The sequence below is a fragment of the Streptococcus mitis genome (assembly GCF_023109105.1).
Taxonomy (GTDB): Bacteria; Bacillota; Bacilli; order Lactobacillales; family Streptococcaceae; genus Streptococcus; species Streptococcus mitis_BW.
Genome location: NZ_JALDTZ010000002.1, coordinates 15,287 through 38,398, shown reverse-complemented (window position 1 = coordinate 38,398; position 23,112 = coordinate 15,287). Strand labels below are relative to the sequence as shown.

The following is a 23,112-nucleotide window of genomic DNA, read 5'->3' as shown; positions in this document are numbered from 1 at the left end:
TTGGCTCTTTGGATTTTCTTCTCATTGAAAGGAAAAATAATGAAATCTTATACTTTAAACAATGGTGTTACAATTCCAGTACTGGGATTTGGAACCTGGAAAGCTGAAAATGGAGAGATTGCCTATCAAGCTGTACTAGAGGCTTTAAAGGCAGGCTATCGCCATATCGATACGGCAGCGATTTATAAAAATGAAGAAAGCGTTGGTCGTGCTATTCAAGATAGTGGCATTCCGAGGGAGGAAATCTTTGTAACCAGTAAACTTTGGAATACAAATCATAACTATGAGCAAGCTCGTCAGGCTTTTGAAGAGTCTTTAGAGAAGCTGGGCTTGGATTATTTGGATCTGTATTTGATTCATTGGCCGAACCCAAAACCTTTAAGAGAAAATGAGGCATGGAAAACTCGCAATGCTGAGATTTGGAGAGCGATGGAGGATCTTTATCTAGAAGGTAAAATCCGTGCTATCGGAGTTAGTAATTTCCTTCCCCATCATTTGGATGCCTTGCTTGAAACAGCAAGAATCGTTCCTGCGGTTAATCAAGTTCGTTTGGCACCAGGTGTGTATCAAGAGGAAGTAGTAGATTACTGTCGAGAAAAAGGAATTTTATTGGAAGCTTGGGGGCCTTTTGGTCAGGGAGAACTGTTTGATAGCAAGCAAGTGCAAGAAATTGCGGCAAATCACGGAAAGTCTGTTGCTCAAATAGCCTTGGCCTGGAGCTTGGCAGAAGGATTTTTACCACTCCCAAAATCTGTCACAGCATCGCGTATTCAAGCTAATCTTGATTGCTTTGGAATTGAACTGAGTCATGAGGAAAGAGAAACCTTAAAAACGATTGCTGTTCAGTCGGGTGCTCCACGAGTTGATGATATGGATTTCTAGAAAATCATAAAAAGAATTGTACATTCTTCTAATTTTTGATATAATAGTCTGCAGGAAAGAAAGTCTTATGGCGTTCTTCAAGCGAGCTTGGGATAGTGGGAGCCAAGTAGGACAAAATAAAGAACTGGCGCTTTCTGTAGTATTTAAAAAAGCAATGAAGTAATAAATTAGGGTGGAACCGCGTTTCTGACGCCCCTAGTCGCAAGGCTTGGGTGTTGAAATTCGGTTCTTTTTGATTTTGAACCTGAGTCTTCTTTCAAGAAAATCAGTCCTGGATTTTCTATACAGTCTCACTGCTTCATGTGTTTAAGCTAGACGCAGTACTAACTCGTCTTGCCTCGTATAATCGACTAGGCAGACTCGTATCGCAAGAAATCATTTTTTATTAAGGAGTATTCAATGTCTAAGAAATTAACATTTCAAGAAATTATTTTGACTTTGCAACAATTTTGGAATGACCAAGGTTGTATGCTAATGCAGGCTTATGACAATGAAAAAGGTGCGGGAACCATGAGTCCTTATACTTTTCTTCGTGCCATCGGACCTGAGCCATGGAATGCGGCTTATGTAGAGCCATCACGTCGTCCTGCTGACGGTCGTTACGGGGAAAACCCTAACCGTCTTTACCAACACCATCAATTCCAAGTGGTCATGAAGCCTTCTCCATCAAATATCCAAGAACTTTACCTTGAATCTTTAGAGAAATTGGGAATCAATCCTTTGGAACACGATATCCGTTTCGTTGAGGACAACTGGGAAAACCCATCAACTGGTTCAGCTGGTCTTGGTTGGGAAGTTTGGCTTGATGGGATGGAAATCACTCAGTTCACTTACTTCCAACAAGTGGGTGGATTGGCAACTGGCCCTGTGACCGCGGAAGTTACCTATGGTTTGGAGCGCTTGGCTTCTTATATTCAGGAAGTGGATTCTGTCTATGATATCGAATGGGCTGATGGTGTAAAATACGGAGAAATCTTCATCCAGCCTGAGTACGAGCACTCAAAATATTCATTTGAAATTTCGGACCAAGAAATGTTGCTTGAAAACTTTGATAAGTTTGAAAAAGAGGCTGGTCATGCCTTGGAAGAAGGCTTGGTACACCCTGCCTATGACTATGTTCTTAAATGTTCACACACCTTTAACCTGCTTGATGCGCGTGGTGCCGTATCTGTAACAGAGCGTGCAGGCTATATCGCTCGTATCCGTAACTTGGCCCGTGTCGTAGCCAAAACCTTTGTCGCAGAACGTAAACGCCTAGGCTACCCACTTTTGGATGAAGCAACACGAGCTAAACTCTTAGCAGAAGACGCAGAATAGTGAGTAATACTGTGCTCTAAAATCGTTAGAGGCAAGTCGAAGACTTGCTAGAGGGATATGCACCGTTGTACTGTTATGTGGGGATTTTTGAAACCTTAGGTTCAAAAATTAGTCAGCTAAATCCACTTTGATGAGACTGTTGGAAATCTTGATTAATTTAGCATTAGATTTCCCTACAGACTCACAAAGTTAGTTAGCGACGTCCCCAGTACCTAAGGTGCATATCAAAAAAGATTGAAGAAAATGTAAAGGAAAAAACATGACAAAAAACTTATTAGTAGAACTCGGTCTTGAAGAATTACCAGCCTATGTTGTTACGCCAAGTGAAAAACAACTAGGCGAAAAAATGGCAACCTTCCTCAAGGAAAACCGCCTGTCTTTTGAAGCTATTCAAACCTTCTCAACACCACGTCGTTTGGCTGTTCGTGTCACTGGGCTTGCAGACAAGCAGTCTGATTTGACAGAAGATTTCAAGGGTCCAGCAAAGAAAATTGCCTTGGATAGTGATGGGAACTTTACCAAAGCAGCTCAAGGATTTGTCCGTGGAAAAGGCTTGACTGTTGAAGATATTGAATTCCGTGAAATCAAGGGTGAAGAATACGTCTATGTCACTAAGGAAGAAATTGGTCAAGCAGTTGAAGCCATTGTTCCAGGTGTTGTGGATGTCTTGAAGTCACTGACTTTCCCTGTCAGTATGCACTGGGCTGGTAATAGCTTTGAATACATCCGTCCTGTGCACACTTTAACCGTTCTCTTGGATGAGCAAGAGTTTGATTTGGATTTCCTTGATATAAAGGGTGATCGTGTCAGCCGTGGTCATCGTTTCTTGGGACAAGAAACCAAGATTCAGTCAGCCTTGAGCTATGAAGAAGACCTTCGTGCACAGTTTGTAATTGCAGATCCACGTGAACGTGAGCAGATGATTGTGGACCAAATCAAAGCAATCGAAGCTGAACATGGTGTCCGTATCGAAATTGATGCCGACTTGCTAAATGAAGTCTTGAACTTGGTTGAATATCCAACTGCCTTCATGGGAAGTTTTGATGCCAAATACCTTGACGTTCCAGAAGAAGTTTTGGTGACTTCGATGAAAGAACACCAACGTTACTTTGTTGTCCGTGATCAAGATGGTAAACTCTTGCCAAACTTCATTTCAGTTCGTAATGGAAACGCAGAGCATTTGGAAAATGTCATCAAAGGAAATGAGAAAGTCTTGGTAGCCCGCTTGGAAGATGGAGAATTCTTCTGGCGTGAAGACCAAAAATTGGTGATTTCAGATCTTGTTGAAAAATTAAACAATGTAACCTTCCATGAGAAGATTGGTTCTCTTCGTGAACACATGATTCGTACGGGTCAAATCGCGGTACTTTTGGCAGAAAAAGCTGGCTTGTCAGTGGATGAAACAGTTGACCTAGCCCGTGCAGCAGCCATTTACAAGTTTGACTTGTTGACAGGTATGGTTGGTGAATTTGACGAGCTCCAAGGAATTATGGGTGAGAAATATGCCCTTCTTGCTGGTGAAACTCCAGCAGTGGCAGCTGCTGTTCGTGAACACTACATGCCTACATCAGCTGAAGGAGAACTTCCAGAGAGCAAGGTTGGCGCAGTTCTAGCCATTGCAGACAAATTGGATACGATTTTGAGTTTCTTCTCAGTAGGCTTGATTCCATCAGGTTCTAATGATCCTTATGCCCTTCGTCGTGCAACTCAAGGTGTAGTTCGTATCTTGGATGCTTTTGGTTGGTACATTGCTATGGATGAGCTGATTGATAGCCTTTATGCTTTGAATTTCGATAGTTTGACTTATGAAAATAAGGCGGAAGTTATGGACTTTATCAAGGCTCGTGTTGATAAGATGATGGGTTCTACTCCAAAAGATATCAAGGAAGCCGTTCTTGCAGGATCAAACTTTGTTGTGGCGGATATGTTGGAAGCGGCAAGTGCTCTCGTAGAAGCAAGCAAGGAAGAAGACTTTAAATCATCTGTTGAATCACTTTCTCGTGCCTTTAATTTGGCTGAGAAGGCAGAAGGAGTTGCTACAGTTGATTCAGCACTTTTTGAAAATGACCAAGAAAAAGCCTTGGCGGAAGCAGTAGATACACTTGTTTTATCAGGTACTGCAAGTCAGCAATTGAAACAGCTCTTTGCGCTTAGCCCAGTCATTGATGCTTTCTTTGAGAATACCATGGTAATGGTAGAAGATCAGGCTGTCCGTCAAAATCGCTTGGCTATCTTGTCTCATTTAACTCAAAAAGCCACTAAACTCGCTCGTTTTAACCAAATTAATACTAAATAAAATTTGATAAACGAACTTTATCTTATCACAAAGGAGAAGAAATGGATCCGAAAAAAATTGCTCGTATCAATGAGCTTGCTAAAAAGAAAAAAACAGAAGGCTTAACACCAGCTGAAAAAGTGGAACAAGCTAAACTACGTGAGGAGTACATCGAAGGTTATCGTCGTGCAGTTCGTCACCATGTTGAAGGTATTAAAATCGTGGATGAGGAAGGAAATGACGTGACTCCTGAAAAACTTCGTCAAGTGCAACGCGAAAAAGGATTGCATGGTCGAAGTCTTGATGATCCAAATTCATAATAAGCATTATGCCTTTTAACAAGGATAGATAAAATAATACTCAATGAAAATCAAAGAGCAAACTAGGAAGCGAGCCGCAGGTTGCTCAAAGCACTGCTTTGAGGTTGTAGATAAGACTGACAAAGTCAGTAATCATACCTACGGCAAGACGAAGCTGACGTGGTTTGAAGAGATTTTTGAAGAGTATAATAACCAAAAGACTAGCAGTTTGTGTTGCTAGTCTTTTTATCACTAAAAAAGGAACCGGGATGGTTCCTAAATCTATTATTAGTTACTTGCACCAGATGTAGCGTCTGCGCCACCACCGTGACCTCCAGCATCACCTGCATCAGAAGCTCCAGATGTGGCATCTGCTCCGCCATGTCCTCCAGCAGGAGCTGCAGCATTTCCACCAACTAGACGTTGCCCAGTTTCTTTCAAGTACCAGTCAAGCCATGGTTGGAAGTTGAAGACAATCTCGTTAATACCAGCATATGAACCATCAGGATAGTACATTGCTTGGTAGTTGTGAGTGTTGATAACACCAGCAGGTGAACCAGGAACAATTGTACGTACGTAATCTTGGTTACCATTGCGAAGTGTTCCGATAACCCACTCAACGTTTTTCATACGTGCTGGTGGAAGTGAACCGTGAACTGTTGACATACGGCTACCAGATTGAGATGGTACACGTTTTGCAAACATTGTATCAGGGTCTTGGTGAGCGTTGTTGTAGTAGAGGAATTGGTTGTTATCGTCAGCATATGTCAATTCAAAAGGCATAGCTTTCAAGAACATATCAATTTGGTTAACTGTAAGGATACCATGGTCAAGTTTAACGTATGTATCACCGGATACAGCGCCTGTAATTTCTGCAACTTTTTCTACCCATTCTGGATCATCAGGGTCAACTTCTGTAATAGTTGTAGCGATTGGTTTTCCACAATCCAAGTCTTCTGGATCAATTGGTTTTGGTTTTTTCAATTTAGAAACGACTCCCACGTATTTGACAAAGTTATCTAAGCAAGTTTCAAGGAATTTAATAGTGCCTTCGTTAATAATGTTTCCATCTGCGTCAAAAGCTTCCTTAGCTTTTCCAAGAAGGAATTCATTACCTGGCAATGTGTAGGCATTTACTCCTGGTGCATCTAGAATCTTACGAAGGTGTACTTGAGCACGTGAAGTTCCTTGGTCATAATATGAAGCACCAACGATCATCACTGGTTTGTTTTCAAATGGATGAACTTCGTATGAAAGCCATTCAAGAACTGATTTAAGTGAAGCAGAAATTGTGTGGTTGTGCTCAGGAGTGGCAATAATGACACCATCAGCACGTGTAATTCTGTTATAAAGAAGACGTAATTGGAAACTTTCGTCCCATTTTTCGTCTTGGTTAAACATTGGAACTTCATCGATTTCCAAAACCTCTAGTTCAAATTTAATTTTAAACTGACGGCGGATGAACTCCAAGAGTTTGCGGTTATATGATTGATCGTAGTTTGATCCAACAAGTCCAACAAATTTCATTCTATTTTGTCTCCTATCTTACAAGTTTTCCCAGTCAAATTCTTCTGCATCTTTGCGAAGCAATTCTTGTGCACTACGTAATTTTTCAGTAATCTTGACAAAGATACGGAAGTCGTCAAAGATGGCATCCAATTTATTGATGACATCAAGATCTACCAAGTCACCATTCTTATCAAATGCTTGAAGAGAGTGAGAAAGTAAGAATTCATCAGGAAGAACTGTTGCTTTAATCTCAGGAGCATTCAAAATTTGACGAAGTTGCAATTGAGCACGTGAAGAACCAAGTGTGCCATATGAAGCACCAGTAATCATAACAGGTTTATTCAAAAGTGGGAATACTCCGTAAGAAATCCAAGCTAGGGCGCTCATAAGAACAGCTGGAATTGAGTGGTCGTATTCTGGTGTACCGATGATAACACCATCAGCTGCTTCGATTTTAGCTACGATTTCCATAGCTTCAGCCGGAATTTGTTTGTCGGCTGGTTTATTGAAGACTGGAAGATCTTTAATTTCTACTAATTCGATTTCTGCTTTATCAGCAAAGTGTTTTTGCATATATTGAAGCAGTTGACGGTTTGTGGAACGTTTTGAGTTAGTTCCTACAATAGCAATAAGTTTTAACATGAGATTTCCTTTCTCTTTTTACATAATACGATTTAAAACTCCATTGAAACATCTATTTCTATAGAGTAGGAATTCCTGAAGAACAGCTTAGGTGACCTTCTTTATCGATGAGGATAGCTTCGATGCCCTCCAAACTTTCGACTTGCCAGAGGATAGAAGCAGGTCTTTCTCCAAATAAACGAGTTGTCCAGATTTCGCCATCGACTGACTTATCAGAGATGATGGTTAGACTAGCTAGTTCCGTTTCAACAGGATATCCTGTTTGGCTGTCAAAAATATGATGGTAATCTTTTCCATCGACTGTCAGGTGACGTTCATAAATGCCTGAAGTCACGACAGATTTATTGACAACGGGGATGGTCATTAAGTGATTTCCCCTCGGATTGGCTGGGTCTTGAATCCCGATTTGCCAAGGCTGATCCCCTCTTGCCCGATTTTTTCCAATGGTCAGGATATTCCCTCCCAGATTGATCAAGGCAGAAGTCACTCCCTCTTCTCTAAGAAATTGGGCAACCTTATCCGCACTATAACCCTTGGCTAAACAACCAAGATCAATCTTCATTCCTTTCTGTTTTAAAAACACAGTGGAAGTGGAAGAATCTAACTCGATATAATGAGGATTGATTAAAGGTAGCACCGATTCAATCTCTTGAGGCTGGGCAACTTTGGCATCTGAAAAACCGATGCGCCAGGTTTGAATCAAGGGACCAATACTGATGTTGAGATGGCTAGAGGGTGCTAGGCTATGTTCTAATCCAAGTGAAATTAGCTCAAACAGGTTTGGATGAACCTTTACTGGAGCTATTCCAGCTTGATGATTGATTTCCATCAACTCAGATTCTTGGCTATTGGCATTGAAGCGGTATTCAAGCTCTTTGAGCAAATTAAAGGATTTTTGGAGCAAGTTATCAGCTCGCTCATCCACTAATGAAATAGTGATAGTGGTCCCCATTAGTCGTTCGGAATGTGAACTAAGAGGCAAGCTACCAACTCCTTTCTCTTATGAAAAGAAGGCTGAAATATGTTGAGTTTATATTAAATTTAACCCCTTACATTTTCTTTCCATGATACTAGCATACCATAAAGTCAGCGTTTTCACAAATAAAATTTGTAAAGTTGTCAAGAAATATGCTCAGAAAATAAAGAATAATTGTAAGAAAGGATGGTAAAATACAGATTATTTACATTTTTTTACAAAAAAATCAGGAAAATCAGCAAAACTCTTGTAAACGCTAACAGTAAATGTTATACTAGAAGAGTAAATATAAAATTGAAGGTAGGAATTTTTCTATGAGTAAAATCGTTGTAGTTGGTGCTAACCACGCTGGTACAGCATGTATTAATACTATGTTGGATAATTTTGGAAATGAGAACGAAATCGTTGTATTTGACCAAAACTCTAACATCTCTTTCCTAGGATGTGGAATGGCCCTTTGGATTGGTGAGCAAATCGACGGTCCTGAAGGCTTGTTCTACTCTGATAAAGAAACGCTTGAAGCTAAAGGTGCGAAAATTTACATGAACTCACCTGTACTTTCAATCGACTACGATAACAAAGTTGTTACTGCAGAAGTTGAAGGAAAAGAACACAAAGAATCATACGATAAGTTGATCTTTGCTACTGGTTCTACACCAATTTTGCCTCCAATTGAAGGTGTTGAAATTGTTAAAGGTAACCGTGAGTTCAAAGCAACTCTTGAAAACGTACAATTCGTTAAATTGTATCAAAATGCTGAAGAAGTTATCAACAAACTTGCTGATAAGAGCAAACACCTTGAACGTATCGCTGTAGTTGGTGGTGGTTACATTGGTGTTGAGCTTGCTGAGGCTTTCGAACGTCTTGGAAAAGAAGTTGTCCTTGTTGATATCGTTGACACAGTATTGAACGGATACTATGACAAAGACTTCACACAAATGATGGCTAAAAACTTGGAAGACCACAACATCCGTTTGGCTCTTGGACAAACTGTTAAAGCTATCGAAGGTGATGGTAAAGTTGAACGCTTGATCACTGACAAAGAAACATTTGATGTGGATATGGTTGTTCTTGCAGTTGGATTCCGTCCAAACACAGCTCTTGCTGACGGTAAGATTGAACTCTTCCGTAACGGAGCCTTCCTTGTTGACAAGAAACAAGAAACATCAATTCCAGGTGTTTATGCAGTGGGTGACTGTGCGACTGTTTATGACAACGCTCGTAAAGACACTAGCTACATCGCGCTTGCTTCAAACGCTGTTCGTACCGGTATCGTAGGTGCCTACAACGCTTGTGGACATGAACTTGAAGGAATCGGTGTTCAAGGATCAAATGGTATTTCTATCTATGGTCTTCACATGGTTTCAACTGGTTTGACACTTGAAAAAGCAAAAGCTGCAGGTTACAATGCAACTGAAACTGGATTCAACGATCTTCAAAAACCAGAATTTATGAAGCATGACAACTATGAAGTAGCTATCAAGATTGTCTTTGATAAAGACAGCCGCGAAATTCTTGGCGCTCAAATGGTATCACGTGATTCAGCTATCAGCATGGGAATCCACATGTTCTCACTTGCTATCCAAGAACACGTTACAATTGATAAATTGGCATTGACAGACCTATTCTTCTTGCCACACTTTAATAAACCTTACAACTACATCACAATGGCTGCACTTACAGCAGAAAAATAAAAATAAATGAGCTATCTGGCCTTAAGTTAAGGTCGGATAGTTTTTTATACTCAATGAAAATCAAAAAGCAAACTGGGAAGCTAGCCACAGGTTGCTCAAAGCACAGCTTTGAGGTTGTCGATAGAACTGACGAAGTCAGCTCAAAACACTGTTTTGAGGTTGCAGATAGAACTGACGAAGTCAGTCACATATATAATCCAAGGTGAAGCTGACGTGGTTTGAAGAGATTCTCGAAGAGTATTAGTTAATCTGTACCCATACAATTACGATTTTTTTATCTTGTACTTCATTCTAATCTAACTTAAAATGAAATGGTAGCTACCAATACAAATGATGAGGATAAAACAAATGACTGAAAATCGTTATGAACTAAATAAAAACTTGGCGCAGATGCTCAAGGGTGGGGTTATCATGGATGTGCAAAATCCTGAACAGGCCCGTATTGCAGAGGCTGCTGGTGCGGCAGCTGTTATGGCCTTGGAGCGGATTCCAGCTGATATTCGTGCAGCTGGTGGGGTTTCCCGCATGAGTGACCCAAAGATGATTAAGGAAATCCAAGAAGCGGTTAGCATTCCAGTGATGGCCAAGGTCAGAATTGGCCATTTTGTTGAAGCTCAGATTTTAGAGGCTATTGAAATTGACTATATCGATGAGAGTGAAGTTCTATCTCCAGCCGATGACCGTTTCCATGTGGACAAGAAAGAATTTCAAGTTCCTTTTGTCTGTGGGGCGAAGGACTTGGGGGAAGCCTTGCGTCGTATCGCTGAAGGTGCTTCTATGATTCGTACAAAAGGAGAACCGGGTACGGGGGATATCGTCCAAGCCGTTCGTCATATGCGTATGATGAATCAGGAAATTCGCCGCATTCAAAATCTACGCGAGGACGAACTTTATGTTGCTGCGAAGGACTTGCAAGTACCTGTAGAATTGGTTCAATATGTCCATGAACATGGGAAATTGCCAGTTGTAAACTTCGCAGCTGGAGGCGTTGCAACGCCAGCAGATGCTGCGCTGATGATGCAACTTGGTGCTGAAGGCGTCTTTGTTGGCTCAGGAATTTTCAAGTCAGGCGATCCTGTTAAACGAGCGAGTGCTATTGTTAAGGCTGTGACTAACTTCCAAAATCCTCAAATCTTAGCACAAATCTCTGAAGATTTAGGAGAAGCCATGGTTGGTATTAATGAAAATGAAATCCAAATTCTCATGGCTGAGCGAGGAAAATAGATGAAAATCGGAATATTGGCCTTGCAAGGTGCCTTTGCAGAGCATGCAAAAGTGCTAAATCAATTAGGTGTCGAGAGTGTTGAAATCAGAAATTTAGAAGATTTTCAGCAAGATCAGAGTGACTTGTCGGGTTTGATATTACCCGGTGGTGAGTCTACAACCATGGGCAAGCTTTTACGTGACCAGGACATGCTGATTCCCATTCGAGAAACCATTCTATCTGGATTACCAGTGTTTGGGACCTGTGCAGGTTTAATTTTGCTAGCTAAGGAAATTACTTCTCAGGACGAGAGTCATCTTGGAACTATGGATATGGTGGTCGAGCGCAATGCCTATGGGCGCCAACTAGGGAGTTTCTATACGGAAGCAGAATGTAAGGGAGTTGGTCAAATTCCAATGACCTTTATTCGTGGTCCGATTATCAGTAGTGTTGGAGAGGGTGTAGAAATTCTAGCAACAGTTGATAATCAAATCGTTGCAGCCCAAGAAAAAAGTATGTTGGTGACATCTTTTCATCCAGAATTGACTGATGATGTGCGCTTGCACCAGTACTTTATCAATATGTGTAAAGAAAAAAGTTGAGATTGAATTTCTCAACTTTTTTACATGTAATAAACAATTGCGATGTATTGGAGTGCAGATGCAGCTAGGATAAAGAGATGCCAAATCATGTGGAAATAAGGTTTTTTCTTAGCATAAAATCCAGCCCCAACTGTATAAGAGAGTCCACCAGTTACCATGAGACTCCAGAAAATCGGCGTTGTTTGACTGATAATGGCTGGAATGATAGCCAGAACTAACCAGCCCATAATCAGGTAAAGAGCAAGGCTGAATTTCTCATTGACCTTTTTAGCAAAGATTTTATAGAGAATACCAAAGATGGTCGTTCCCCACTGGATGGTAATAATCAGATAGCCAAACCAGTTATTCATTAAGGTTAATACGACGGGCGTGTAAGATCCAGCAATGGCAACGTAAATCATAGAATGGTCAATGATTCTCAAGACATATTTATGGGTCGAACCATAGGCCATAGAGTGATAAATGGTGGATGATAGAAACATGAGAAAGAGACTGATGACGAAAATGGAAACGCCGATAGATGATAAAAATCCATGTGTCTCATAACTATAGGTGGACGAAATAGGGAGTAAGATCAGCATGATGACTGCACCCACAGCATGGGTCACGCTATTAGCGATCTCCTCTCCAAAACTGAGTTGTTTGCTGAGTTTAAGGCTAGTGTTCATTGGATTATCTCCTCTTCAGTATGGTGGATTAAGGCTAGAGTTTGATGATAGAGTTTAACGGTTTGGCAGCTAGTTTGGATAATAGGGTTAGCTGGGTCAATTCCTTGGTTCATGTAGTCCACAAAAGCATCGTAGAGTTGATCTGAACTTGCTTGACTTTGTAGAGTATTAAGTGTCTGGGCTATTTCTTGAATAGAAAATACAGACTTGAGGGTTGTGATAGCAATCAAACGTGCAATCTGTTGGCGTTGGTATTTTTTCTTATCAGGCTTTGTCAGGTTACCATGTTTCACATAATTATTGACCATAGATGCTGTCAGGCCCTTTTCTTTATCAGGAGAGATAGGAGCGCAGACCTGATTGACATAAAGCAAAACCTGATCTAGATAGAGGTCAATGTTTGGAATTTCTGCCCATTTTGGGTAGGAAAAGGTAGTTTTCATTTTCAACTCCTTTTTATCTAGTTTTAATAACTAGATTATAAGAAAATAAAAACAGAAAGTCAAGTTTTAACTGCTTGTGAAAAGGCTTAAATTATGCTATGATGGGAGAAACTAGTCAGAAATGAGGAGAAAAGATGGAGATTCGTTTAGCTTTTCCAAATGAAGTAGATGCCATCATGCAGGTGATGGAGGATGCTAAAAAATGTTTAGCAGATGCTGGTAGTGACCAGTGGCAAAATGGTTATCCAAATGCTGATGTTGTTATTGAGGATATTATCTCAGGCCAGGCCTACGTAGCCTTAGAAGAGGGAGAACTACTAGCTTATGCTGCTGTGACCAAGAGTCCAGAGGCAGCCTATGAAGCCATTTATGAAGGAAACTGGCAAGCTGAAGAGTCAGAGTATCTAGTCTTTCACCGTATCGCCGTAGCAAGAGGTTTTCAAGGACAAGGAGTTGCTCAAACCTTTTTAGAGGGCTTGATTGAAGGCTTTGATTATCTAGATTTTCGCTCAGATACGCACTCTGAAAACAAGGTTATGCAACATATTTTTGAAAAACTGGGTTTTAAACAGGTCGGTAAGGTGCCGGTTGATGGGGAACGCTTGGCCTATCAAAAATTGAAGAAATAATGCAAAAGAAGTACGCAAAAATTCTCTACTCTTCGCCAATTGGTATTCTATCACTGGTAGCTGATGACCATTATTTGTATGGAATTTGGGTGCAGGAGCAGAAGAATTTTGAGAGGGGACTAGGAGATGAAACAATCGAAGAAGTTGTTAGTCATCCTATTTTAGACCCAGTTATTGCTTGCTTAGATGCTTACTTTAAAGGCAAGTCTCAAGAGTTATCCGACTTGCCCTTGGCTCCAATCGGAACAAATTTTGAAAAGCGAGTTTGGTCCTATTTACAGGGGATTCCTCATGGTCAGACAGTGACCTATGGACAAATAGCCCAAGACCTGCAAGTGGATTCTGCTCAAGCAATTGGTGGAGCGGTAGGACGCAATCCTTGGTCTATCCTAGTACCTTGTCATCGTGTGCTGGGCGCAGGCAAGCGTCTGACAGGTTATGCTGCAGGAGTGGAAAAGAAAGCCTGGCTCTTGGAGCATGAAGGCGCAGATTTTCAAGATATAAACAATAGAAAGTGAAAGACATGTTAGAATTTATCGAATACCCAAAATGTTCAACTTGTAAAAAAGCAAAACAAGAATTAAACCAACTCAGTGTGGACTATAAAGCTGTTCATATCGTGGAAGAAACACCAAGCCAAGAAGTTATTTTAAACTGGTTAGAAACCTCAGGTTTTGAGTTGAAGCAATTTTTCAACACCAGTGGAATCAAATACCGTGAATTAGGGCTGAAAGATAAGGTAGGAAGTCTGTCAAACCAAGAAGCAGCTGAGTTGCTAGCAAGTGACGGTATGTTGTTAAAACGCCCCATTTTAGTGGAGAATGGAACTGTTAAACAAATCGGTTATCGAAAACCTTATGAAGAATTGGGATTGAAATAGTTTTTACTTATCTCTTTGATAGATAAAATATATAACCTCCCTGTTTCAAAGTATGATAAACTAGTAGATAGACAAAGTTCGTATCTGACCGTAGCAAATAATTTCATTGACGGCAGAAGTATGGTAGAATGAATCATTATCAGGAGAGGATGTTTTTATGAATGTTACAACGATTTTAGCATCAGATTGGTACCAAAACTTGATGCAATTGATTCCGGATGGCAAGCTTTTTAGCTTGCGTTCGGTCTTTGATGGAATCCCTAGAATTGTCCAACAACTTCCAATAACGATTATGTTGACAATTGGTGGTGCCCTTTTTGGCTTGGTTTTAGCACTTCTTTTTGCCATTGTCAAAATCAATCGTGTCAAGATTTTATATCCCTTGCAGGCTTTCTTTGTTAGTTTCTTAAAAGGGACACCGATTTTGGTGCAACTCATGTTGACCTACTACGGAATCCCTTTGGCTTTGAAAGCTCTCAATCAGCAATGGGGAACTGGTCTCAATATCAATGCTATTCCAGCTGCAGCTTTTGCGATTGTAGCCTTTGCTTTTAATGAAGCAGCTTATGCTAGTGAAACCATTCGTGCAGCCATTCTCTCAGTCAATCCTGGTGAGATTGAGGCAGCACGCAGTCTAGGTATGACCCGAGCACAAGTTTATCGACGAGTGATTATTCCAAATGCGGCAGTTGTGGCAACTCCAACCTTGATTAATTCTTTAATCGGCTTGACCAAGGGAACATCCCTAGCCTTTAGTGCGGGTGTTGTGGAAGTCTTTGCCCAAGCTCAGATTTTAGGTGGAGCTGATTACCGCTATTTTGAACGCTTTATCTCCGTTGCCCTTGTTTATTGGGTAGTCAATATTGGAATTGAAAGCCTCGGTCGTTTCATCGAGAGGAAAATGGCTATTTCTGCACCAGATACAGTGCAAACAGATGTGAAAGGAGACCTTCGTTAATGATTAAGATTTCGAATTTAAGCAAATCCTTTTCAGGTCAGACTGTCTTGGATCATCTGGACTTGGATATTCAAAAAGGGGAAGTTGTCGCCTTGATTGGTTCTTCAGGAGCTGGAAAATCAACCTTCCTTCGTAGCCTCAATTATCTTGAAACACCTGACAGTGGCTCTATTCAGATTGATGATTTCTCGGTTGATTTTTCTAAAATCACTCAAGAAGAAATCCTTGCTTTACGCCGTAAGCTGTCTATGGTTTTCCAACAGTTTAATTTGTTTGAACGCCGTACAGCACTTGATAATGTGAAAGAAGGCTTGGTTGTTGTCAAGAAATTATCTGACCAAGAAGCGACTAAGATTGCTAAGGAAGAGTTGGCTAAGGTTGGGCTTTCTGACCGTGAAAACCATTATCCTCGCCATTTATCAGGTGGACAAAAGCAACGGGTTGCCCTAGCGCGTGCGCTTGCTATGAAACCAGATGTTTTGCTCTTAGACGAACCAACTTCAGCCCTTGACCCAGAATTGGTCGGTGAAGTAGAAAAGTCTATTGCAGATGCTGCTAAGTCAGGTCAAACCATGATTTTGGTCAGTCATGACATGTCCTTTGTAGCCCAAGTAGCTGATAAGATTCTCTTCTTAGATAAGGGGAAAATCATCGAGTCTGGAACACCAGATGAGATTATCCACCATCCAAAAGAAGAGCGAACAAAAGAATTCTTCGCTAGTTACAAACGGACTTATATTTGATATAATAGATAAAGAAAAACTCAGTTAGCTGGACTAGCTGAGTTTACTCTTTAAAAAAGATAGAAATGAGAGAAATCATGCTACTGCAACTATTTTCTTTATATTTCGAGAGTTTGATCTTGACCACCATCCTTGTCCTGATTTTTTTAGGGATTTGGATTGGACTAAGAGCTATGTCGGGAGTTGATAAGACAGCCAAGGCTCGCCAAGCCCATCTCTATGATATGATTATGATTGGTGTCTTGGTTGTTCCAGTATTATCCTTTGCGGTTATGAGTTTAATTCTTGTTTTCAAGGCATAATCCTTGCTTGATTGACAAGAAAGAGTTAGAATAAAGATAGTTACAATAAGAAAGAAGGAATCTATATGTACGATACTATTATTATCGGAGCTGGACCTGCAGGGATGACTGCGGCCTTATACGCTGCTCGAAGCAATTTGAAAGTAGCCTTGATTGAGGGTGGTCTGCCAGGTGGTCAGATGAATAATACATCTGATATTGAAAATTATCCAGGGTACGCTAATATCAGTGGCCCAGAATTGGCTGAAAAGATGTTTGAACCACTTGAAAATCTTGGTGTTGAGCACATTTATGGTTATGTTGAAAATGTAGAAGACCATGGTGATTTTAAGAAAGTGATTACTGATGACCAAACATATGAAACACGTACAGTTATCGTAGCAACTGGTTCTAAACATCGTCCTTTGGGAGTGCCTGGAGAAGAAGAACTGAACAGTCGTGGTGTTTCTTACTGTGCTGTGTGTGATGGTGCTTTCTTCCGTGACCAAGATTTGTTGGTAGTCGGTGGTGGAGATTCAGCTGTTGAAGAAGCTCTCTTCTTGACTCGTTTTGCTAAGACTGTTACCATCGTTCACCGTCGTGATCAACTCCGTGCCCAAAAGGTTTTACAAGACCGTGCCTTCGCTAATGAGAAAGTCAGCTTTATCTGGGATTCTGTAGTGAAGGAAATCAAGGGTGAAAACCGAGTAGAATCTGTCGTATTTGAAAATGTGAAAACAGGTCAAGTGACAGAGCAAGCCTTTGGTGGCGTCTTTATCTATGTTGGTTTGGACCCTGTTAGCGATTTTGTTAAAGAATTGAATATCCAAGATCAGGCAGGCTGGATTGTGACAGATAACCACATGAAAACTGCAGTTGACGGTATCTTTGCAGTTGGTGATGTTCGCTTGAAAGACCTTCGTCAAGTGACAACAGCAGTTGGAGATGGAGCTATTGCTGGTCAAGAAGCTTACAAGTTTATCACCGAACATAGTTAATACTCTTCGAAAATCTCTTCAAACCACGTCAACGTCGCCTTGTCGTAGATATAGGTAACTGACTTCGTCGGTTTTATCTGCAACCTCAAAACAGTGTTTTTAGCTGACTTCGTCAGTCTTATCTACAACCTCAAAGCAGTGCTTTGAGCAACCTGCGGCTAGTTTCCTAGTTTGCTCTTTGATTTTCATTGAGTATAATCATAAAAAAGTTTCCAATCAGATGACTGGAAACTTTTTTATAGTCTATTTCGAAAAACTTCGTACATGAGAATAGCTGCAGCAACACTGGCATTAAGGCTTTGAACATGTCCATTCATAGGAATGGTAATCATTTCATCGACCTGTTTTTTGATGTTGCTAGAGATACCTTTTCCTTCATTTCCGATGATGAGAGCAATTTTTCCTTTTGTATTCCACTTGTGGCAAGGAGTCCCATTCATATCTGTTCCAAAGGTCCAGAATCCTTCATCCTTGAGTTTGTCTAGAGTTTGGCTTAGATTGGTTACTCGGGCGATTGGAACATGCTCAATAGCACCTGTGGCTGTTTTGGCAACGACAGGAGTAACACCGACAGCACGGTGTTTGGGAATGATGACACCTGAAACATTGGTCGCATCAGCGGTTCTTAAGATGGAGCCTAAGTTGTGAGGGTCAGTTAGGCCATCTAGAATCAATAGAAGTGGATTTTCTTCTTGACGTGTTTTTGCAAGGATGTGATCTAACTCGCTATAGGCAAATTCAGACACTCGTAGAACAAAACCTTGGTGAACAGCACCTTCAGTCATCTCAGAGAGGGATTTTTTTGAAGTCCAAGAAATGGACACTTTCTTTTCTGTAGCTAGTTCCTTGACTTTTTCAACATTTTTACCTCGTAGGTCTTCTTGGAGGTAAAGTTTGTTTCCAGTATTTGCAAGGAGGGCTTCGGTAACGGCGTGGACGCCATAGACAATATCATTTGTTTTCATGCCTCTATTATAACACAAAACCCCGTCTTGCAACGGGATTTTCTTTATTCTAGAATTAGTAAACCATCTTTAACTGCAAATGGGTCTTTTTCATTGATACGATCGTAAAACATGATGCCGTTTATGTGGTCAATTTCATGTTGAACAACAATGGAGTTATAACCTTTAAGTTTGATGCGGTGTTTTTCTCCATCTTTGTCAAAGTAGTCAACAGTAACGCGAGCATGGCGAACAACATAGCCAGGCACGTTGCGGTCAACAGACAGGCAACCTTCTCCTTCACCAAGAGCAGCGTCTTGAACAGAGTGAGAGACGATTTTGGGATTGTACATAATAGCTTGTAAGTCGTAGGCTTCTTGTGGAGTTTCGCCTTCTTCAACAATATTAGGCACCAAAACAGCGATAATGCGTTTTGAGATATCTAATTGAGGAGCAGCAAGTCCAACACCACCTCGGAGCCCCATTTTTTCAGCCATGACAGGATCTTGGGAATGTTTGAGGAATTGCATCATTTTTTCGCCAAGGATGATTTCCTGATCAGATAGGGGGAAAGTAACTTCCTCAGCAACCGCGCGTAGAGTAGGATTCCCTTCACGGATAATATCGTTCATATCAATTAAGTGAGCAGCTTTTGTAATACGTTCTATTGCAGACATTTTCTCTCCTTTCATTACCTCTACATGATAACACAAAATGACAAGGATTGAAAGTATTACGGCATCGAGCTTTTATAGAAAATGTCTAGTAGGTTCGATTCAATTGTGAAAGAATTACTTATCTGTGATATAATAAAAAGAAAAGGCTTGCATTAGAAAGTAGGGAGAATGAAAATGCAAAGAAGACAGGATAGAAATAAACGTGGACCAGTTTTTCATTTTGTGAGAGGCTTTGTAAACTTTTTTAGGAGTTATCGCAAGTGGAGCAATAAGGGATTTGTGGCGATACTCTTGCTAGCAGTTGTTTTATCAATGGGCTTGGTCTTGTTGTTTGAAAGCTTCCAAGGAATCCCCTTAACCAGTCAAAAAAAGGATACCATTTCTCAAGAAGCAAATAAGACCAATCAAAATGCTAAAGATCAGGACGAGGAAAAAACTGCAAGAATTATGGCTAACGGGGACCTCCTCTATCACATTCCTATCTATCGTTCTGCCTTAAAAGAAGATGGAACCTATGATTTTCATGAAAATTTTGATTATGTGAAACCATGGCTCAAACAAGCAGACCTGATTATAGGCGACTTTGAAGGTACGGTAAACAAGGACCACTATTTGGCTGGTTATCCTCTTTTTAATGCACCTGGCGAAGTCATGGATGCCATCAAGGATGCAGGTTATCAAGTGCTAGACTTGGCGCATAACCATATCCTAGATTCACAAATAGAAGGTGTGGTTTCAACAGCAGATGCTATTGAGAAGGCAGGAATGACACCTATTGGAGTATATACGCATGAGTCCCGTGACCAAGCTCCACTGGTTATCAAGGAAGTGAATGGCATCAAAGTTGCACTTTTAGCCTATTCTTATGGATTTAATGGAATTGAGCAAAGTATTTCTCAAGAAGACTATAACCGCTATCTTTCAGACCTAAATGAAGACAAGATGAAGGTTGAAATTGAACGAGCAGAGAAGGAAGCGGATATCACCATTATCATGCCTCAGATGGGTGTGGAGTATCGCTTGGAACCAACTGAAGAACAAAAGGCTCTTTATCACAAGATGATCGATTGGGGAGCGGATATTATCTTTGGAGGGCACCCTCACGTAGTTGAACCATCTGAAACGGTTGAAAAAGATGGAGACAAAAAACTCATTATCTATTCAATGGGGAACTTCATTTCTAATCAACGAATTGAAACCATGCAAGATGAAGAGAATGCTAAGTGGACAGAGCGTGGTGTGCTCATGGACGTGACCATTAAGAAAAAATCAGGTAAGACGACAATCGAAACTGCCAAAGCGCATCCTTCTTGGGTAAATCGTACACCGAAAGGAACCTATTCTCCAGAAGGTTATCCACTCTTCCTTTACCAAACCTATATCTTAGAAGATTTTATCGAAGGTGGCAGTCATCGTGATCAATTAGATGAAGCGACTAAGGAACGAATTGATACAGCCTATAAAGAAATGAATGAACATGTGGGATTGAAGTGGGACTAGCTTGAATCCAGAGGGAAGTAAATGACGATTAAAGTAATTGCGACAGATATGGATGGGACCTTGCTGGATGCTAGAGGCCAGCTTGATATCCCACGCTTGGAAAAGATTTTAGATCAGTTGGATCAAAGGGGTATTCGTTTTGTCATCGCGACGGGCAATGAAATTCACCGCATGAGGCAACTACTGGAGCACTTGGTCGATCGAGTGGTTCTGGTTGTTGCTAACGGCGCTCGTATTTTTGAAAACAATGAACTGATTCAGGCCCAGACTTGGGATGATGCCATTGTTGATAAGGCCTTGGCTCATTTCGAGGATCGAGCGTGTCAGGATCAGTTTGTTGTAACGGGGATGAAGGGTGGTTTCGTCAAAGAAGGTACGATTTTTACAGATCTTGAAAGTTTTATGACTCCAGAAATGATTGAAAAATTCTATCAACGGATGCATTTTGTGGATACATTAACCTCTGACCTCTTTGGTGGTGTTCTTAAGATGAGTATGGTTGTTGGTGAGGAACGTTTGAGTTCGGTCTTGGAAGAAATCAATAACCTCTTTGATGGCCGTGTTCGGGCTGTATCGAGTGGCTATGGTTGCATTGATATCCTCCAATCTGGGATTCATAAAGCGTGGGGCTTGGAAGAATTACTCAAGCTTTGGGAATTGAACCCTCAACAAATCATGGCTTTCGGTGACAGTGAAAATGATGTTGAAATGCTTGAAATGGCTGGAATTGCCTATGCGATGGAAAATGCTGATGACAAGGCCAAAGCTGTGGCGACTGCTCTAGCGCCAGCCAACAGCCAAGGAGGAGTTTATCAAGTCTTGGAAAACTGGTTAGAAAAAGGAGAATGAAGTGGCAGTACAGTTATTAGAAAATTGGTTACTAAAGGAACAAGAAAAAATTCAAACCAAGTATCGTCACTTAAATCAAGTTTCTGTTCTAGAGCCAGACATTCTTTTTATTGGGGATTCCATTGTCGAATATTATCCTCTACAGGAATTATTTGGGACGTCGAAGACGATTGTCAATCGAGGCATTCGAGGTTATCAGACAGGGCTGTTACGAGAGAATCTAGATGCGCATCTTTACGGTGGAGCAGTAGATAAAATTGTCCTTTTGATTGGGACAAATGATATCGGAAAAGATGTGCCTGTGAATGAGACTCTCAATAATCTCGAAGCTATCATACAATCTATTGCTCGCGATTATCCATTGACTGAGATTAAATTGCTTTCCATTTTGCCAGTCAATGAGGGCGAGGAGTACAAGCAGACAGTCTATATCCGCACGAATGAAAAAATTCAGAAATGGAATCAAGCCTATCAAGGGCTTGCTTCTGCCTATATACAGGTGGAATTTGTGTCAGTTTTTGATAGTTTGACAGACCAGGCAGGCCAACTCAAAAAAGATTATACAACTGATGGGTTGCACCTTAGTGTTACTGGTTATCAGGTTTTGACCAAAGCTTTGAAAGACTATCTTTTATAGTTAGTCGATTTCCTTTTTGCATTTTTTTGTTAGATAAGGTATAATGGTTTTATTGTCTTTTGGGGTCGTTACGGATTCGACAGGCATTATGAGGCATATTTTGCGACTCGTGTGGCGACGTAAACGCTCAGTTAAATATAACTGCAAAAAATAACACTTCTTACGCTCTAGCTGCCTAAAAACCAGCAGGCGTGACCCGATTTGGATTGCTCGTGTTCAATGACAGGTCTTATTATTAGCGAGATACGATTAAGTCTCGTCTAGCGGCTTGATAAGAGATTAATAGACTCGCAGTTTCTAGGCTTGAGTTATGTGTCGAGGGACTGTTAAACTAATACATAACCTATGGTTGTAGACAAATATGTTGGCAGGTGTTTGGACGTGGGTTCGACTCCCACCGGCTCCATTATTAATTACTAAAACGTTGTTAAATCAACGTTTTTTATTTTTGTCTTTGATATTCCTTTGCATTCTTTTGCGAAAAAAGGATACAACAAAGGAGTCACATATAGACCCTAAAACAGACCTTATTTTTAAAAAAGCGATAAAAAAGGACACAACATTTGTTGAATCCTAGAAATCTATGTACTTCGCAAAGCGTTCTCCAGCTCTATTATAAAAGGCTTAGAAATATGAGTTTTCTAAGCCTTCTTCAAATGTCTTGTATCTTGTGGAATGATTAAATTGTTTGAATAGAAGATATATTCTATTCCCTTACTAGGTTTGGTTACTGAATAATTTAAATAATATTTTTCGTTGCGAAAAGTGTTATACATTTGAAAAATTTCAGGTGCAACATCATATGTGAGAATCCATTTTTTATTTTTTAAATATTTCTTAATGGTATAAGATAAATTAAGATGATTCTCGTGGTTATAAAAATTTGTGTAAAGACCAGGACCTTTGGTGTAATAAGGAGGATCAAAAAATGTGAAGGAATCTTTTGTTTTAGTAATATTTAGTCGAATAAATTTTTCAGCATCCATATTATATAGCTTAATTCTACTTTTCATAGAAGCTATTAATTTAATTTTTTCAATAATTTTATCTTTATCAAAACGACAATCAAGTTTGTAATCACCATTCTGTTGGAGACCGCCTATAACACCAGCTTTCATGATTCCTGAGCGATTTGTTCGATTAAGAAATAAAGTTGAAAATCCTAATTCAAGTAGGTCTTCAGATACATCTTTATTTTGTTGTATAATTCTCTGTTTTTTCCATTCTTCAATCGTAATAGAAGTTGTCTCAATTAAGTTAATAAGGTGATCTGTATAATTTAAAACAGAGTACCAGAATGCATAAATAGCTTTATCATAATCATTTACCATAATTTTCTTTACGTTGTTATTCAAGAGCAACTTTAAAGCAATCCCCATTCCCCCCATATAAGGTTCAATATATGTTGTTGATTCATTCAATTCAATAAGTTCTCTAACAAAATCATATACTTGTGTTTTTCCACCAGGATATCGTAACGGACTAATGTTTCTCATTTGTTTCGT

The 23,112-nt window shown here is 40.2% G+C and carries 27 protein-coding genes and 1 other RNA gene; 20 read left to right on the top strand and 8 right to left on the bottom strand.

Going from position 1 to position 23,112, the window contains the following annotated elements:
* Nucleotides 1-39: 39 nt before the first annotated feature.
* The 5 genes from M1F37_RS01745 to M1F37_RS01725 all read left to right on the top strand — a co-directional run bounded on the left by M1F37_RS01745 (nt 40) and on the right by M1F37_RS01725 (nt 5,014).
* A complete protein-coding gene (locus M1F37_RS01745; RefSeq protein WP_247934481.1) occupies nt 40-882 on the top strand; it encodes an aldo/keto reductase in 843 nt (280 codons plus the stop codon).
* A 399-nt stretch (nt 883-1,281) separates the two neighbouring features.
* Nucleotides 1,282-2,199: a glycine--tRNA ligase subunit alpha gene (gene glyQ / locus M1F37_RS01740; RefSeq protein ID WP_084940864.1), complete on the top strand. Its 918-nt coding sequence runs from the start codon at nt 1,282-1,284 to the stop codon at nt 2,197-2,199.
* A 259-nt stretch (nt 2,200-2,458) separates the two neighbouring features.
* Entirely contained in the window at nt 2,459-4,495 is a 2,037-nt protein-coding gene (glyS, locus tag M1F37_RS01735; protein ID WP_247934480.1) for a glycine--tRNA ligase subunit beta, read from the top strand.
* Between the two features lie 41 nt (nt 4,496-4,536).
* Nucleotides 4,537-4,794: a DUF896 family protein gene (locus tag M1F37_RS01730; protein ID WP_247934479.1), complete on the top strand. Its 258-nt coding sequence runs from the start codon at nt 4,537-4,539 to the stop codon at nt 4,792-4,794.
* A 43-nt stretch (nt 4,795-4,837) separates the two neighbouring features.
* Nucleotides 4,838-5,014: a hypothetical protein gene (locus tag M1F37_RS01725; RefSeq protein WP_247934478.1), complete on the top strand. Its 177-nt coding sequence runs from the start codon at nt 4,838-4,840 to the stop codon at nt 5,012-5,014.
* Nucleotides 5,015-5,061: 47 nt separating this feature from the next.
* On the opposite strand, the gene M1F37_RS01720 is transcribed toward M1F37_RS01725, so the two are convergent.
* Genes M1F37_RS01720 through M1F37_RS01710 form a run of 3 tightly spaced genes read right to left on the bottom strand, consistent with a single transcriptional unit; the run spans nt 5,062 to nt 7,906 of the window.
* The gene (locus tag M1F37_RS01720; protein WP_247934477.1) at nt 5,062-6,300 is read right to left on the bottom strand and encodes an NAD(P)H-dependent oxidoreductase; all 1,239 of its coding nucleotides are present in this window, start codon (nt 6,298-6,300) and stop codon (nt 5,062-5,064) included.
* An 18-nt stretch (nt 6,301-6,318) separates the two neighbouring features.
* Nucleotides 6,319-6,924, bottom strand: coding sequence for an NADPH-dependent FMN reductase (locus tag M1F37_RS01715; RefSeq protein ID WP_075229439.1), 606 nt, complete (start codon nt 6,922-6,924; stop codon nt 6,319-6,321).
* A 58-nt stretch (nt 6,925-6,982) separates the two neighbouring features.
* Complete coding sequence (locus M1F37_RS01710) at nt 6,983-7,906, bottom strand: FAD:protein FMN transferase (protein WP_247934476.1); 924 nt, start codon at nt 7,904-7,906, stop codon at nt 6,983-6,985.
* 308 nt (nt 7,907-8,214) lie between these two features.
* Between M1F37_RS01710 and nox the strand changes: the two genes are divergently transcribed.
* From nox to pdxT, 4 genes are all read left to right on the top strand, one after another.
* A complete protein-coding gene (gene nox, locus M1F37_RS01705) occupies nt 8,215-9,594 on the top strand; it encodes a H2O-forming NADH oxidase (RefSeq protein ID WP_247934475.1) in 1,380 nt (459 codons plus the stop codon).
* Between the two features lie 53 nt (nt 9,595-9,647).
* Nucleotides 9,648-9,800, top strand: coding sequence for a hypothetical protein (locus M1F37_RS01700; RefSeq protein WP_247934474.1), 153 nt, complete (start codon nt 9,648-9,650; stop codon nt 9,798-9,800).
* A 142-nt stretch (nt 9,801-9,942) separates the two neighbouring features.
* Nucleotides 9,943-10,818, top strand: coding sequence for a pyridoxal 5'-phosphate synthase lyase subunit PdxS (gene pdxS / locus M1F37_RS01695; RefSeq protein WP_115904792.1), 876 nt, complete (start codon nt 9,943-9,945; stop codon nt 10,816-10,818).
* Nucleotides 10,819-11,400, top strand: coding sequence for a pyridoxal 5'-phosphate synthase glutaminase subunit PdxT (pdxT, locus tag M1F37_RS01690; RefSeq protein WP_247934473.1), 582 nt, complete (start codon nt 10,819-10,821; stop codon nt 11,398-11,400). It abuts the gene before it with no gap.
* A gap of 20 nt (nt 11,401-11,420) precedes the next feature.
* Here the strand turns inward: pdxT and trhA are convergent, their stop codons facing one another.
* Both trhA and M1F37_RS01680 read right to left on the bottom strand, forming a co-directional pair.
* Nucleotides 11,421-12,068 (bottom strand): PAQR family membrane homeostasis protein TrhA, encoded by a 648-nt coding sequence (gene trhA / locus M1F37_RS01685; RefSeq protein WP_247934472.1) that lies wholly within the window; start codon nt 12,066-12,068, stop codon nt 11,421-11,423.
* Nucleotides 12,065-12,511 (bottom strand): DUF1836 domain-containing protein, encoded by a 447-nt coding sequence (locus M1F37_RS01680; RefSeq protein ID WP_247934471.1) that lies wholly within the window; start codon nt 12,509-12,511, stop codon nt 12,065-12,067. The genes trhA and M1F37_RS01680 overlap by 4 nt, the downstream gene beginning before the upstream one ends.
* Before the next feature lie 134 nt (nt 12,512-12,645).
* Here M1F37_RS01680 and M1F37_RS01675 point away from each other — a divergent pair, with 134 nt between their 5' ends.
* The 7 genes from M1F37_RS01675 (at nt 12,646) to trxB (ending at nt 17,000) form a co-directional block, all read left to right on the top strand.
* Entirely contained in the window at nt 12,646-13,140 is a 495-nt protein-coding gene (locus M1F37_RS01675) for a GNAT family N-acetyltransferase (protein WP_247934470.1), read from the top strand.
* Complete coding sequence (locus M1F37_RS01670) at nt 13,140-13,658, top strand: methylated-DNA--[protein]-cysteine S-methyltransferase (protein ID WP_247934469.1); 519 nt, start codon at nt 13,140-13,142, stop codon at nt 13,656-13,658. Before M1F37_RS01675 ends, M1F37_RS01670 begins: the two co-directional genes overlap by 1 nt.
* A gap of 5 nt (nt 13,659-13,663) precedes the next feature.
* A complete protein-coding gene (locus tag M1F37_RS01665; RefSeq protein WP_247934468.1) occupies nt 13,664-14,020 on the top strand; it encodes an arsenate reductase family protein in 357 nt (118 codons plus the stop codon).
* Between the two features lie 157 nt (nt 14,021-14,177).
* A complete protein-coding gene (locus M1F37_RS01660) occupies nt 14,178-14,978 on the top strand; it encodes an amino acid ABC transporter permease (protein WP_049552098.1) in 801 nt (266 codons plus the stop codon).
* Entirely contained in the window at nt 14,978-15,721 is a 744-nt protein-coding gene (locus tag M1F37_RS01655) for an amino acid ABC transporter ATP-binding protein (RefSeq protein ID WP_000590965.1), read from the top strand. The genes M1F37_RS01660 and M1F37_RS01655 overlap by 1 nt, the downstream gene beginning before the upstream one ends.
* A gap of 77 nt (nt 15,722-15,798) precedes the next feature.
* Nucleotides 15,799-16,023, top strand: coding sequence for a DUF4059 family protein (locus tag M1F37_RS01650; RefSeq protein WP_000926599.1), 225 nt, complete (start codon nt 15,799-15,801; stop codon nt 16,021-16,023).
* 65 nt (nt 16,024-16,088) lie between these two features.
* Entirely contained in the window at nt 16,089-17,000 is a 912-nt protein-coding gene (gene trxB / locus M1F37_RS01645; RefSeq protein WP_247934467.1) for a thioredoxin-disulfide reductase, read from the top strand.
* A 236-nt stretch (nt 17,001-17,236) separates the two neighbouring features.
* Here trxB and rlmB read toward each other — a convergent pair whose 3' ends face one another.
* Together rlmB and def are read right to left on the bottom strand one after the other, a co-directional pair.
* Nucleotides 17,237-17,965 (bottom strand): 23S rRNA (guanosine(2251)-2'-O)-methyltransferase RlmB, encoded by a 729-nt coding sequence (rlmB, locus tag M1F37_RS01640; RefSeq protein WP_000855742.1) that lies wholly within the window; start codon nt 17,963-17,965, stop codon nt 17,237-17,239.
* Between the two features lie 44 nt (nt 17,966-18,009).
* Nucleotides 18,010-18,621, bottom strand: coding sequence for a peptide deformylase (def, locus tag M1F37_RS01635; RefSeq protein WP_001272956.1), 612 nt, complete (start codon nt 18,619-18,621; stop codon nt 18,010-18,012).
* A gap of 174 nt (nt 18,622-18,795) precedes the next feature.
* Here def and M1F37_RS01630 point away from each other — a divergent pair, with 174 nt between their 5' ends.
* From M1F37_RS01630 to ssrA, 4 genes are all read left to right on the top strand, one after another.
* Nucleotides 18,796-20,121 carry a CapA family protein gene (locus M1F37_RS01630; protein WP_348771856.1) on the top strand — a complete coding sequence of 442 codons (1,326 nt, stop codon included), beginning with the start codon at nt 18,796-18,798 and terminating at the stop codon, nt 20,119-20,121.
* A gap of 21 nt (nt 20,122-20,142) precedes the next feature.
* Entirely contained in the window at nt 20,143-20,970 is an 828-nt protein-coding gene (locus tag M1F37_RS01625; RefSeq protein WP_153219667.1) for an HAD family hydrolase, read from the top strand.
* Nucleotide 20,971: 1 nt separating this feature from the next.
* The gene (locus M1F37_RS01620) at nt 20,972-21,607 is read left to right on the top strand and encodes an SGNH/GDSL hydrolase family protein (protein WP_247934466.1); all 636 of its coding nucleotides are present in this window, start codon (nt 20,972-20,974) and stop codon (nt 21,605-21,607) included.
* A gap of 61 nt (nt 21,608-21,668) precedes the next feature.
* Nucleotides 21,669-22,016: a transfer-messenger RNA gene (gene ssrA, locus M1F37_RS01615) on the top strand.
* Between the two features lie 232 nt (nt 22,017-22,248).
* On the opposite strand, the gene M1F37_RS01610 is transcribed toward ssrA, so the two are convergent.
* A complete protein-coding gene (locus M1F37_RS01610) occupies nt 22,249-23,103 on the bottom strand; it encodes a DNA adenine methylase (RefSeq protein ID WP_247934465.1) in 855 nt (284 codons plus the stop codon).
* Between the last annotated feature and the right edge of the window lie 9 nt (nt 23,104-23,112).

Bases quoted from the DNA above. Each gene is read 5' to 3' on its own strand.
- M1F37_RS01720 (WP_247934477.1), bottom strand. From the start codon at position 6,300: ATGAAATTTGTTGGACTTGTTGGATCAAACTACGATCAATCATATAAC.
- M1F37_RS01660 (WP_049552098.1), top strand. From the start codon at position 14,178: ATGAATGTTACAACGATTTTAGCATCAGATTGGTACCAAAACTTGATG.
- nox (WP_247934475.1), top strand. From the start codon at position 8,215: ATGAGTAAAATCGTTGTAGTTGGTGCTAACCACGCTGGTACAGCATGT.
- trxB (WP_247934467.1), top strand. From the start codon at position 16,089: ATGTACGATACTATTATTATCGGAGCTGGACCTGCAGGGATGACTGCG.
- M1F37_RS01725 (WP_247934478.1), top strand. From the start codon at position 4,838: ATGAAAATCAAAGAGCAAACTAGGAAGCGAGCCGCAGGTTGCTCAAAG.
- pdxT (WP_247934473.1), top strand. From the start codon at position 10,819: ATGAAAATCGGAATATTGGCCTTGCAAGGTGCCTTTGCAGAGCATGCA.
- M1F37_RS01625 (WP_153219667.1), top strand. From the start codon at position 20,143: ATGACGATTAAAGTAATTGCGACAGATATGGATGGGACCTTGCTGGAT.
- glyQ (WP_084940864.1), top strand. From the start codon at position 1,282: ATGTCTAAGAAATTAACATTTCAAGAAATTATTTTGACTTTGCAACAA.
- pdxS (WP_115904792.1), top strand. From the start codon at position 9,943: ATGACTGAAAATCGTTATGAACTAAATAAAAACTTGGCGCAGATGCTC.
- M1F37_RS01665 (WP_247934468.1), top strand. From the start codon at position 13,664: ATGTTAGAATTTATCGAATACCCAAAATGTTCAACTTGTAAAAAAGCA.
- rlmB (WP_000855742.1), bottom strand. From the start codon at position 17,965: ATGAAAACAAATGATATTGTCTATGGCGTCCACGCCGTTACCGAAGCC.
- M1F37_RS01610 (WP_247934465.1), bottom strand. From the start codon at position 23,103: ATGAGAAACATTAGTCCGTTACGATATCCTGGTGGAAAAACACAAGTA.
- M1F37_RS01745 (WP_247934481.1), top strand. From the start codon at position 40: ATGAAATCTTATACTTTAAACAATGGTGTTACAATTCCAGTACTGGGA.
- M1F37_RS01730 (WP_247934479.1), top strand. From the start codon at position 4,537: ATGGATCCGAAAAAAATTGCTCGTATCAATGAGCTTGCTAAAAAGAAA.
- M1F37_RS01650 (WP_000926599.1), top strand. From the start codon at position 15,799: ATGCTACTGCAACTATTTTCTTTATATTTCGAGAGTTTGATCTTGACC.
- M1F37_RS01670 (WP_247934469.1), top strand. From the start codon at position 13,140: ATGCAAAAGAAGTACGCAAAAATTCTCTACTCTTCGCCAATTGGTATT.
- M1F37_RS01630 (WP_348771856.1), top strand. From the start codon at position 18,796: ATGCAAAGAAGACAGGATAGAAATAAACGTGGACCAGTTTTTCATTTT.
- def (WP_001272956.1), bottom strand. From the start codon at position 18,621: ATGTCTGCAATAGAACGTATTACAAAAGCTGCTCACTTAATTGATATG.
- M1F37_RS01655 (WP_000590965.1), top strand. From the start codon at position 14,978: ATGATTAAGATTTCGAATTTAAGCAAATCCTTTTCAGGTCAGACTGTC.
- glyS (WP_247934480.1), top strand. From the start codon at position 2,459: ATGACAAAAAACTTATTAGTAGAACTCGGTCTTGAAGAATTACCAGCC.
- M1F37_RS01680 (WP_247934471.1), bottom strand. From the start codon at position 12,511: ATGAAAACTACCTTTTCCTACCCAAAATGGGCAGAAATTCCAAACATT.
- trhA (WP_247934472.1), bottom strand. From the start codon at position 12,068: ATGAACACTAGCCTTAAACTCAGCAAACAACTCAGTTTTGGAGAGGAG.
- M1F37_RS01715 (WP_075229439.1), bottom strand. From the start codon at position 6,924: ATGTTAAAACTTATTGCTATTGTAGGAACTAACTCAAAACGTTCCACA.
- M1F37_RS01675 (WP_247934470.1), top strand. From the start codon at position 12,646: ATGGAGATTCGTTTAGCTTTTCCAAATGAAGTAGATGCCATCATGCAG.
- M1F37_RS01700 (WP_247934474.1), top strand. From the start codon at position 9,648: ATGAAAATCAAAAAGCAAACTGGGAAGCTAGCCACAGGTTGCTCAAAG.